At 63.4% G+C, this 12,481-nt stretch carries 5 protein-coding genes; all 5 read left to right on the forward strand.

From position 1 onward, the window contains the following. The first annotated feature begins 7 nt into the window (after nt 1-7). Nucleotides 8-5,617 carry a choice-of-anchor D domain-containing protein gene (locus CCR96_RS07555; protein WP_207191911.1) on the forward strand — a complete coding sequence of 1,870 codons (5,610 nt, stop codon included), beginning with the start codon at nt 8-10 and terminating at the stop codon, nt 5,615-5,617. 112 nt (nt 5,618-5,729) lie between these two features. Beyond that, nucleotides 5,730-6,170, forward strand: a complete 441-nt coding sequence (locus tag CCR96_RS07560) for a hypothetical protein (protein WP_201219452.1) — start codon at nt 5,730-5,732, stop codon at nt 6,168-6,170. A 37-nt stretch (nt 6,171-6,207) separates the two neighbouring features. Further along, a complete protein-coding gene (locus CCR96_RS07565) occupies nt 6,208-6,492 on the forward strand; it encodes a hypothetical protein (protein WP_201219454.1) in 285 nt (94 codons plus the stop codon). Nucleotides 6,493-6,852: 360 nt separating this feature from the next. After that, nucleotides 6,853-10,386: a helicase-related protein gene (locus CCR96_RS24495; protein WP_338035838.1), complete on the forward strand. Its 3,534-nt coding sequence runs from the start codon at nt 6,853-6,855 to the stop codon at nt 10,384-10,386. Next, a complete protein-coding gene (locus CCR96_RS07575; protein WP_201219456.1) occupies nt 10,383-12,476 on the forward strand; it encodes a DUF1998 domain-containing protein in 2,094 nt (697 codons plus the stop codon). Before CCR96_RS24495 ends, CCR96_RS07575 begins: the two co-directional genes overlap by 4 nt. Nucleotides 12,477-12,481 lie beyond the last annotated feature (5 nt).

Genomic DNA, 12,481 nt, shown 5'->3' on the forward strand with positions numbered 1-12,481 from the left:
CGATGCGGTGACGCTGATCAACGACACGGATCATCGCATCCGTGGCGCTCAGGATGGCGGCACGGCGACGCTGTCGATGGATAACAATGTCACCTTGGTCAACCGTGGGCTGATCCAGGCTGATAGTGGTGATACGGTTGCACTTAGCGGTGGGCAGCTGGATAACACGGCAACTGCCGGCGGCACGGTTCAGGCTACTGGCGGCGGAACCCTCGCGCTGAATGCGATTGGGGTCGATAACGCTGGAGGTTTGATCCAAGCACTCGATGGGTCAAGACTGGAGATCCGTGAGAACACCAGCATCAGCGGTGGACTGCTCAGCACGGCGGGCACCGGGGTGATCGAGGTCACCAGCTCAAGCTACAGCAATTCCGCTCGACTGACTGATGTCACCAATGAAGGCCGCATCGAGCTGCAGCACTACGATGGTCTAACGCTGGAAGGCACCATCACCAACGATGGCACCATTGGCCTGAATTCCAGTGCTGGCTTTGGCTATCTGCACGTCGATGACGGCGGCACGGCGACGCTCACCGGCGCAGGGGCACTAGTCGTCGATGGAACCACCTATGTCGATAACCGCAGCAACAGCAGCGATTCCGGCGATGCGGTGACGCTGATCAACGACACGGATCATCGCATCCGTGGCGCTCAGGATGGCGGCACGGCGACGCTGTCGATGGATAACAATGTCACCTTGATCAACCGTGGGCTGATCCAGGCTGATAGTGGCGATACGGTTGCACTCAGCGGCGGACAGCCGATTGATAATACTGCCGGCAGGATCGACGCCCAGGATGGTTCTGCAGTAGCCATCCGCGATAACACCAGCATCAGCGGCGGACTGTTCAGCACGGCGGGCACCGGTGTGATCTCGGTCACTAGTGGTACATATAGCAATTCCGCGAGACTGACCAATGTTACCAATGAAGGCCGCATTGAGCTACAGACCATCTATGACGGCCTGACGCTAGAAGGCACCATCACCAACGATGGCACCATTGGCCTGAATTCCAGCGCTGGCTTTGGCTATCTGCACATTGATGACGGCGGGGCGGCGACGCTCACGGGCACAGGGGCACTAGTCGTCGATGGAACCACCTATGTCGATAACCGCAGCAACAGCAGCGATCCCGGCGATGCGGTGACGCTGATCAACGACACGGATCATCGCATCCGTGGCGCTCAGGATGGCGGCACGGCGACGCTGTCGATGGATAACAATGTCACCTTGGTCAACCGTGGGCTGATCCAGGCTGATAGTGGTGATACGGTTGCACTTAGCGGTGGGCAGCTGATTGATAACACGGCCGGCAGGATCGACGCCCAGGATGGCTCAGCATTGGCCATCGGAAATAACACCAGCATCAGCGGCGGACTGCTTAGCACGGCGGGCACCGGTGTGATCTCGGTCACTAGTGGTACATATAGCAATTCCGCACGACTGACCAATGTTACCAATGAAGGCCGCATTGAGCTACAGACCATCTATGACGGCTTGACGCTAGAAGGCACCATCACCAACGATGGCACCATTGGCCTGAATTCCAGCGCTGGCCATGGTTATCTGCACGTCGATGACGGCGCCACGACGACACTCACCGGCAGCGGGGCGCTGATCGTCGACAATACGACCTACCTTGATTCCCGCAGCAACAGCAGTGATCCCGCTGATGCGGTGACGCTGATCAACGATACGAACCATCTCATCCGTGGCGCTCAGGAGGGCGGTACAGCGACGCTGTCGATGGATAACATCGTCACCCTGGCCAACAGTGGCACGATCCAAGCCGACAGCAGCGACACCCTCAACATCAACGGCGGCACCTTCAGCAGCACCGGAACCGTGCAGGCTAGCGATGGTTCGACAGTCGCCTTCGGCTCTTCGGTCAACCAAGCCAACAACCAATCCGGTGTGCTGACCGACGGCCGCTGGGTCGCGGAATCGACCGGCAATGGGGCGACCATCGAGCTGAGCGGTGATGCCATCACGGAGAATGCGGCGGAGATTGTTTTGAGCGGTGCTGGTTCTGTGGTTGGTGTGCGAGAAAGCGCAAGCAGCTTTACCGCCCTTGAAGACAGTCTCACCAACAACCAGGCGGATGGCACCCTGCGTGTGCTCGATAACCGCGACTACAACAACAGCAATGCACTGACCAACGCCGGTGTGATCGAACTGGGTGGTGGCACCCTGGATACACAGGGGCTGACCAACGAGGCCGATGGCCTGATCACCGGCCATGGCACGGTGGCGGATCGGCCGCTGAACAGCGGCACCATCGAAGCCACCGGCGGCACCCTGACCATGCAGCAGGGCATTCAAGGCGGCAGCGGCACCGTGACCATCGCGCCCGATGGCGCGCTCGACCTCAGCAGCGCCACTCAGGCCAGTAGCGCCGATTACCTGGATCATCAGGGCGCTGCTACGAATAGCCTGAATCTGGGCGATCAGGACTTCGTGGTCTCGGTCGATTACACCAACGCCAACAGCGGCACGGGCAATGCTTACGATGCCCGCGCCAATGTGGTCGGCAGCGGCCAGATCATCGGCGAGAATGCCGACATGATGATCACCGGCGATGTCGCCAGCACTGGCACCGATACGGTGACCCTGGATCTCGGTCGGGTGCGCGAAGGCGAGGTGGTGACGGTCAATTATCAGATCGCCAATATCGGCACCGGCGCCGACATTCGGGGTGCTATCCAGACCGATGCCAATGGGGCCACCATCACCGACAGCCGTTTGAGCGGCAGCGGTGTGACCGCGCAAAACTTCGACGCCATCGGGGCGGGCGCGGACTCGGGGGATTTCAGCGTCACCTTCGCGGCGACCGAGGGCGGTTCGCTGGACGGGCAGCAAATCGCGGTGGTTAGCAACTTTGACAATGTGGCCCAGCAGACCATCACCCTCACCGGCGTGGCCTCCAGCTTGGCGCATGGCAACCTGTCGCCCGTGTCAGCCGACCTGGGCCACTTCCGTGTCGGCCAGGACGGCCTGTCGCAGAGCTTCCAGGTCACCAACACCACGGTTGGCGACCATGGCGAGCAACTCGGTATCGGCAGCGTCAGCACCAGCGGCAACTTCAGCGCCACCAACGACCTGGGCAGCGGCTTGGTCGACGGCGGCGACATTTACGCCAATGCCGCCACGGCGTCCATCAGCGGCGGCACGGCTGGGGTGAACAACGGCAGTGTCACCATCCAGTTCACCAGCGATGGCTCGGCGATCGATTCCAACTTCACCGCGGTGGATGCCAATGCCGAGACCGTCAACCTGACCGCCACGGGCTTCAACATGGCTCAGGGCGGCGCCACGCCGGACCCGGTAGTGGTCGCGAACCAGCGCGTGGGTGGCTCCGCGACCCAGACGCTGACAGTGAGCAACGCGGCTGAGGCGGGAGACTATACCGAGGGGCTGAATGCCAGCTTCAGCGGCAGCACGGGTGATGTGCACACCAACGGTGGCAGTATCGCGTTGCTCGCGGGCGGCGCCAGCGACAGCAGTGCCATGACGGTTGGCGTGGATACCTCCAGCGCCGGCGCGCGCACGGGCACCGTGACGCTGAACTATCAGACCGACGGCACCGGGACCAGCGGACTGGGCACGCTAGATGTGGGTAGCCAGACTGTCGAGGTTACGGGCAATGTCTATCAGGTGGCGGAAGGCCGACTGGACACCACGGCGATGGACTTCGGCACCGTGCAGGTGGGCCAAACGGTCAGCGAGGTACTGTCCATCAGCAATGTCGCCACCGGCCCTGATGGCTATGTCGAGGATCTGAATGCTTCCTTTGGTAGCAGCAGCGGGACCGGTGCCGGCCAGATCAGCGGCAGCGGCTCCATCAGCGGTCTGGTGGCTGGCGACACCAACAACTCGGACATGACGGTCAGCGTCGACACCAGCACCGCCGGTTCCATCGATGGCTCGATCGGGATCAACTACTACAGTGCCGGCACGGTCGCGGGCGTCAGCAATGGTCTTGGGCAGCTTTATGTCGGCTCCGACGCCTTCGGCGTGCAGGGGCTGATCGAGGCCACGGCCAACGTGATCGACGCGGCCAACCCGGTTATCGATACCGCGCAGCCGATCCTGCTCGGCAATGTGCGACAGGGCGCCAGCTCGCCGACGGCCCTGGTGAGCCTGACCAACCAGGCCACGGGCAATGACCAGGCGGCGCTCAATGCCTCCATCAGCGGCAATGGCGCGGTGACCGGGAGCGGCAGCTTCGACCTGCTGGGTCCGGGCGACACGGATGCGAGCAGTCTGCAAGTCGGGATGGACACCAGCACCGCCGGCGCGGTCAATGGAAATGCCACCATCGCCTTGGTCTCCGATGCCAGCAATGTCGGCGGATGCGAGCCGAATTGCGAGATGGCACTGGCCTCGCAAACAGTCACGGTTGAAGGCGCGGTCTATCGCCTGGCCAATCCCTCGGTGGATCCCACCGAGGTGGTCCTGGCCGCTCGCGTGGGCGATAGCGGGCCCAGTGCGAACATTGGCGTGACCAACCAGTCGCCTGATGCCTACACCGAGGCCCTGGACGCCAGCATCGCGACCAGTGCCACGGGCTTTAGCGCCAGCGGCAGCGTTGATAACCTGGCCGCGAGCGCAAGCGACAACAGCAGCCTGACGGTGGGGCTGGACACGGCCACGGCCGGCGAGTTCACCGGGACGGCCTCGGTGAGCCTGACCTCCACCGGTGAGGGGACCACGGGTGCGGCGGACTATGATCTGGGCAGCACGGATGTCGACCTAACCGGTCGCGTTTACACCGCCGCCTCAGCAGATGTGGTCGATACCCTCGACTTCGGCACCGTGCACGTCGGCGATTCGGTGACAGAGATGCTGAGCATCCTGAATGATGCCGAACTCACCGCGCTGAACGACACCCTGGCCGGCAACCTAACCGGGACGACCGGACCCTTCAGCGGCAGCGGCAGTTTCAGTGGACTGAGCGCGCAGGACAGCACCTCGCTCGGCATTGGGCTGGATACCTCGACGGCGGGTGTGTTCAACGGTTCGAGCAGTCTGTTGATGTCTTCGCAGAACCCAGATATGGCCGACCTTGATCTCGGGACGTTCGGGGTCGATCTGTTCGCTCAGGTCAACCACTACGCCAATCCTTGGTTCGAGCTGCTGAGTGGGCCGGGCTCGCTGATCGCCAGCAACACGGGCGGCTACAGCTTCACGCTGGATCTCGGCACCCTCTACAGCGATCAAGACAGCGTCGAGCTCAATCTGAGCTTCTTGAACGATGTCGATGGACCTGCTGACTGGCTCCGAGGCGATTTCGATCTCACGGGCGTGGATGCATTCGGCCTCGCTGGCTTTGATGATAGCTTCTCAGACCTCGGCTGGGGCGGCTCGATCGATGACTTGATGGTGTCGTTCAATCCGTTCGACTACGGGCTTGGTCTCTACGAGGAAACGATCTCGCTCACCGCCTTTGGCTACAACGACAGCGGATACGAGGAGCAATTCGACATCACGCTCGCCATGGCCGTCACCGTGCAGGATCGAGCGACGCAGGCAGTGGATGAGCCGCCGGTGTTGGTGTTGATGCTGATCGGGCTGGGTGCCTTGGTCGGTCTGCGCCGCCGGCAGATGATCGCGTAAAGCTGGAAAACGGCTCGGATCGCAGGACAAGGCAGGACAGTGCATCGATCGCATCGCCCTGTGATTCGAGCCTCATCAGCGTCTGGAAACTGGAAACCGATGGAGACTCTGTATGGATCGAATCCGCTATTGGATGCTGACCGCGATGGCTGCGGTCTCGTTGCTGTTGGTGCTGTTCAACATCGTCTTGCAGGCTGGTAATCGCAGCCTGCAAGCGGAGATCGCGGAGCGCAACCTCTACATTCAACAAAGCACCCAGTTGGAGGGCATCTACCAGCCATTGCTGCGGACGCTGGCTGAACTCTCGGTGCGACATCAGGATGCCGAGCTCAGTGCGCTGCTGGCTGAACAGGGCATCAGGATCAGCGTCAATCAAGCTGCGACGCAGCCCGCTGGGGTCCAGAACACCGGCAGGGTTAGGGCGCCAGCCGCGACGGTGAGCCCGGAGGCTGAGCCCACAGCCGCTAACGAGGAGCTTGGTGCCTCGATCGAAGAGCCTGCTGCCTCTGCTGAGGAGCCCGCGACCGCCACGGAGGAACCGAGCAGTGACTGATACCGACTTCAACTCCGAGGGCGCAAGGCGTTCGACCATGCCTGCACAGATCAACCGCTATTCTGGTTTTCTCCCCTTACTGATCCTGATTGCCGCTTGGCTGCTTTGGAGCGGTTTCCAATCGATCCAACTGCTTCAAGAGCGCGCTCAGCTCAAACAGCTGCACGACAATCAGGAGCAGACCGTGCAAACGGCGCAAAAGATGCGTCAACAGCTAGATGCCATTGCCGCTGGCACCAAACGACTGGCGGAAGCAGGCAACACGCATGCGCAGCAAGTAGTTGAGGCATTGGCCGAGCGCGGCGTCCAGATCAATCCTTGATCCCAAATAGCCTTGATCCCAAACACCCTTCTTGAGAAGCTTGGTGAAGCTCTGCCTCTGGTGTTGCAGGGCTTAGGGCAATGGCACCGCATCGGCATTCCAGCTGAGGGGCACGCATCCGCAGAAGCTGTCCACGACCACAAGGTCCGCGGCTGACCCTTCTCTGCGCTCTACCGTTATTGGCAGATGTGAGAAGACCGGCGGCGAGTGCCGGCTTCCGCCAATGTCTTGTCATAACTGACCGGTGATCCACTGATCCTGCGTCCTGGATTCGCATGCGATGACTTGGCGCCAACGCTCATTGGTGTACAGTGCGGCACTGGAGGGCAACGCGATTGGGAAAGAGCGGACATCGCACCTGTGAACTGGTCAAATGAGCGCGAGCGCGTTTATCGTTGGCTGCGGCATGCGCTGCTGGGTCCGTCTGCACCACCAAAAGCTGTTGCGGGTGCGACGCACCTGAACGGTATCAAGCCGCTGGAACGGTTTCAAACCGGCATCCTGTTTCCCATTGCCAGTGACGAATTCGGTCTCGATGCCGGCGAAGACGATAGCGGCGGGCCAGGGTCCAGTCTCGACGAGGCCAACAGCGATGGCGACAAGATTGCGTTCGCTTCCAGCGCTGGTCAGCCTCAGCGTCGAGTGGTGCCACCGGCATCGGTTGGGTTCTCGTTCTTCGTGCAAGGCGATCGCGCCGAGCTCCAGCTTATTCCCACTGCCGTGCGCTACGAGCGACGCGCAGACCGGCCGCGAGACCAGGCCGATCAGTGGCTGCGCATCCCGCTCGGAGAGGCGGACAGCGAAGCACGCGATGTTCGCGCGCCAATCTCCGCGCGGCCCTGGGCACGGATTCGGGCGGCGCCCGTCGTGGTCTTTGACGGCCGCGCGCGTTTGGATGTGCTCTGGCGCGCCCGGTCCGATGGCTGGCTGATCACCGTATCGCTCAGTAATCTTCAAGCCATGCCGGCGGCTGCGAACGCCAACACTGGCGCTAGCAACATCAGCGCTGGCGCGACCATGAATGCGCTTCTGAATCAGCAGAACGAGCGTGCACTGTTCGAAGTTGCGCTCGACTGCGTGATCGATCGCGGGCGCGTTGGCCCTTATCCTCGGGCCGACTTCCATCTGCTGGATGAGGAAGAACAAGAGCTGGAGCTGCGCTACCGCAGGCAGGTCATCTATGCCATTGGCCATGGTGCCGCGGTGGACTGGGCGCTGCGCGAGGATCGCGTCGTGCGTATCCACACCGAGTTTCTGCCCAAGGTCGAGGTCCCGCGCGTCGATCCCACCGCTGGCGTCGTCGAGGGTGCCGAGCTTGATGTCGAGCGCCTCGCGGCGATCGAGACCGATCGGGATCGCCTCTGTGACGCGCTGGAGCGATTCGCCGCTGGCTACCGCACCTGGAGCGATGCGCAGTCCAAGGTCGCTGATGGCCTGGAGGTGCGTTACCAAGCCCCAGCCGATCGGATTCGCGCTCGCATCGAAGCGGCTGCTGAACGGATGCTCGCAGGCGTTGCCTTGCTGCGCCAAGAGCCGTTGCTATTGCACGCGTTCGCGCTCGCCAATCAGGCCATGGCCCGACAGATGCGCCAGGCGGGCCGCCTGGCGCCGCGCTGGCGCCCGTTCCAGCTCGCCTTTCTGCTGCTGACGCTCGAGTCGGCGACCGATCCCGACGCCGAGCACCGTGATGTCCTCGATCTGATCTGGTTCCCGACCGGTGGTGGCAAGACCGAGGCCTATCTCGGACTCATGGCGCTGGTGATCTGGTGGCGGCGCCTGAAGTACAAGGCCAGCGGTGGCGGCACCACGGTGCTGATGCGCTATACCCTGCGCCTGCTGACCAAAGACCAGTTTCGACGCGCGGCCCGCCTGATCTGCGCCATGGAGCTGATGCGCCGCGAGCAGCCCGGCGGTCTTGGCCTCGAGCCGATCACGCTCGGCCTCTGGGTCGGGGGAGACTCGAGCCCGAACAGCTTCGCCGATGCCAAGGCCTGCATCGATGCGGCGCTGGCCGATGATTGCAGCCGTCCACCGAGCCTGCTGGTGTTGGAGTCCTGCCCCTGGTGTGGCACGCCATTCCGAGTGCCCGACAACCTGGATGCCAGCCGCCAGCACTTCGCCTTCCGCTGCACCGCCGCCGGCTGTGCCTTTGCCGCGACCGGCGATGGCAGACTGCCCTGCAACCTGGTCGATGCCGCGCTCTACGAGGCGCCACCGACGCTGCTGCTGGCCACCATCGATAAGTTCGCCAGGCTCGCCTGGGAGGAGCGCAGCTCGGCCTTCTTCGGCCGTAACGGTCAGCGGCCGCCGGAGCTGATCATCCAAGACGAGCTGCATCTGATCGCCGGCGCCCTCGGCTCGGTCGCCGGGCTCTATGAGGCGGGTTTGGAGACGGTGCTCTGTCGGCGCGGTGTCTATCCAAAATATATCGCCTCCACCGCCACCATCCGCATGGCGCAGGAGCAGGTCAGGCGGCTCTACGGTCGCGAAGCAGCGGTGTTTCCACCGCCTGGTCTCGATGCCGATGACGCCTATTTCGCGCGTACGATCGCGCCGACGCCCGAGCATCCAGGCCGACTCTATGTCGGTTATCTAGCCCCGGCGCGCAACCGTCGGCGCTGCCTGGCACCGCTGGCGGCGGCCCTCTTGTCGGCACCGGAGGCGCTATTCGGTGATCTCAGCGCAGACCGCGAGGCATTGCTCGATGCTTGGTGGACCTTGCTGGTCTATCACGGCAGCCTCAGCGGCATCGGTATCAGCCGCCATGCGCTGCGCGAGATCGAGGAGCGTATCGAGCGGCTGCAGCGCGAATGGCAGGATCTGCAGGCCCAGCAGGAACAGCCGGAACTGCAAGGTCAACAGGAGTGGCGAGCCGAGCAAGTACGGAGAGGACACCAAGCACACCAAGGTCGACAAGCACAAAAGAGAGAGCAGGCACACGAGGGTCGGCAAGCAAAGCAGGAACAGCAAGGACGGCCGGAACAACAAGCGCATGACACGCCAGATCAGCAAAAGCGGGCGCAGCAGGCACCGTCTGGCGAATTCGAGCAGGCATCTGCTCACCGGCGTTACGCGGGTCCGCGCTGGCGAACGCAGCTCGCTGAACGCCTCGCGCAGCTCACCAGCCAGATGTCGGCCGATGAGAACGCGCAAGGCTTCGAGCGCTTGGCGAAGAGCCGCGAGGCGCCGGATGCGCTGGACCTGGCCTTGGCCACGAATATGGTCTCGGTAGGCCTGGATGTGTCCAGGCTCGCGGTGATGATCATCAACGGTCAGCCGTTGACGACGGCTGAGTACATCCAGGCCAGCTCCCGCGTCGGCCGCGGCGAGGTGCCCGGGATCGTGGTCGCCAACTACTATCGCGATCAGGCCCGCAGCCTATCTCACTACGAGGACTTCCGCGCCTATCATCAGGCCTTCTATCGCTTTGTCGAGCCCACCAGCGTCACGCCCTATACCTATCAGGCGCGCTTGCGGGCGCTGCATGCCGCCTTGGTCATCGCGGTGCGCCATGCGAGCGATGCGCTGACCGCGAATGAACGGGCACAGGCCTTTGATCCGACCCAGCCGGAGACAGCGAAGGTGATCGAGGCATTGATCCGACGCACCCGCCAGGCCGATCCGGAGCGTGCTGACCAGACCGAGGCGCATCTGCGCCGTTTGGTCGCGCACTGGAGCGACTGCGCCCGACGCGCCAGCGAGCAGCGCCAGCGTCTGGTCTATTCCGGCCCGGATCGGGACCGCCGCGATCTGCGTCTGCTCTCTGCGCATGGGGCTCGGGTGACTGGCGAATGGGTCACGCTGCAGAACATGCGCAATGTTGAGAAGACGGCGTTGATCAAGATCCTGCCCACCAACCCCTCCCGGCATGGGTTGCTCGCGCAAGACGGATGAAACGCTTCATCCCAACGCGTTGGTCCCATCTGCTCGCGTTCAGCGGCGTCGGTGCGCTGGTGCGCGCCGACAACGATCTGTTCGTGGTGATGGATATCCGGCATTGGACCGATCAGGCTGGCGAGCTGGCCGGTGAGCCGTTGTGTTATGTCGACCTGCTCCGTGACGCGCTCGGTCTCGACGGCAAGCGACTGCTGCAACCGCCGCTCGCCCGGCTGGTCGATAACGGTGCTGGCGATGGCGCTGTTGATGGGACCTGCGTGCCGGCGATCCGTTTTCCGCGCTGGACGCGTTGCCCAAGCTGCGGGCTGCTCCATTACCGGCCATGGGACAACGGCGAGCGCGGTCGGCGCTCACTCGAAGACCCCCGCTGCAGCTGTGAGAAGCGCTCGCGTCTGCGGCAAGTGGATTGGGTCGTCGCGCATCCTGAGGGTGGGCTCTGGGAGGTGCCCTGGCATCTGCTCGCGCACAAAGACACCGAGCATCGCGATGCCTGCCGCCCGATCCGCGAGCAGCCCTACCTGCGACTGCGTCGCGACGCCGCTGGCTATTGGCAGTTGCGTTGCGAGCGCTGCCAGTCTCAGCAACCCTTTAGTCGAAACCAGCAGTTCAAGGATGCACGGCGCGCGCGCCTGCAGCCCTGGCAACAGGGCGAGGCCGCCCCGACCGTGCCAAGCCAACGCCCAGCGGCGATCATCGAGGTCAATGACTCGCGGCTCTATTCCGCTCGGGTGCGCGGTGGCTTGGTGATCCCGCCGGAGTCCCAAATAGCGCGGGGCGGCGTGCTGGATCGGTTGTATCGCCAGCCAGCGGCGCGACGCGAGCTCGAGCGCTGTCGCACCGAGCTGGCACGTAGGGCGCTGCTGCGGCGCTTGTCCGATGAGTTGGGCTGCACGCGCACTGACGTGGAGGACGCGCTGCAGCAGATCGAGGATGGCTGGCCACTCTACGGCGAGATGGCGACGCCTGGCCTGCTGTTGGAGAAGGAGTACCGCGCCCTGACAACGCCGATTCCGGATCAGCTCGAGAGCGAGGATTTCGTCACCGAGCATCACAGTCAGGCTTGGCGATCGCTGAAGTTAGTGCAGATCGACGCTTCACAGGTGCAAACTGACGCGTCTTCTGCGAAGACTGATACATCGTTCGCGCAGGCCGAGGCGTCTCCTGCCAAGACCGATTCATCCTTTGCGCAGACCGACGCCCCGTTTGCCCATGCTGATACGACAGGGGCGCAGACCGATCCGTCACCGATGCCGGCCGATCCGTCATGGGTATCGCCCGAGACAGCGCGATTGCAGCCGGTACGCGACAGCATCCAACAGCTTGTCTCTGTCAGCCGCCTGCGCGAGATCCGGATCTTCACCGGCTTCCATCGTGTCGAGCAATGGTTCGAGGACGGCATCAAGCCCGATCATGACGACGCCGCCGAGCCCGAGACCTCGCGCTTGGTGCCGCCGGATCTCGATGGACGTTGCGACTGGCTGCCGGCGATCGAGCTCTATGGCGAGGGCCTCTTCTTTACGCTCGACGAGGCGCTGCTGCGGCGCTGGGAGGCGCAAGATGGCTTGTGGCGCCGGGCCGAGCAGCTGCAAGCGCGTTTCGAGCGCACTGGTATTCGTCTGGCGGAAGACCCGCCGCTGCCGCTGACACCGCGTTTCATCCTGTTGCATACGCTGGCCCATCTGCTGATCCGCCATCTGGAGACCGCGGCGGGCTATCCGGCGGCCTCGATCCGGGAGCGCCTCTATTGCAGCAGCGGCGCCGAGCCGATGGCCGGCGTGCTGGTCTATGTCGCGGTCGCCGACGTGGCTGGCTCGCTTGGTGGTCTGGCCGAGCTGGCCGAGCCCAGGCGTTTTCTCGAGTTGCTGGTGGCGGTCTTCGATCATGCGAACTGGTGCTCGCTCGACCCGGTCTGTGCCGAGCATCCGGGGCAGGGGCCGAGCCAGCTTAATCGTGCGGCCTGTCATGCCTGCGCGCTGGTGCCGGAGCCGAGTTGCCAGTTCAGCAATGTGCTGCTGGATCGGGTCTTCATCGCCGGCGATCTCAGTGGCACGATCCGGCCGCTGTTGGACTTTGCGGTTGAGCGCTGATCGCG

Source organism: Halochromatium roseum (genome assembly GCF_016653315.1).
GTDB lineage: Bacteria > Pseudomonadota > Gammaproteobacteria > Chromatiales > Chromatiaceae > Lamprobacter > Lamprobacter roseus.

Excerpts from the sequence above, each read along its gene's own strand:
- CCR96_RS07560 (WP_201219452.1), top strand. The coding sequence starts at position 5,730 with ATGGATCGAATCCGCTATTGGATGCTGACCGCGATGGCTGCGGTCTCG.
- CCR96_RS07565 (WP_201219454.1), top strand. The coding sequence starts at position 6,208 with ATGCCTGCACAGATCAACCGCTATTCTGGTTTTCTCCCCTTACTGATC.
- CCR96_RS07575 (WP_201219456.1), top strand. The coding sequence starts at position 10,383 with ATGAAACGCTTCATCCCAACGCGTTGGTCCCATCTGCTCGCGTTCAGC.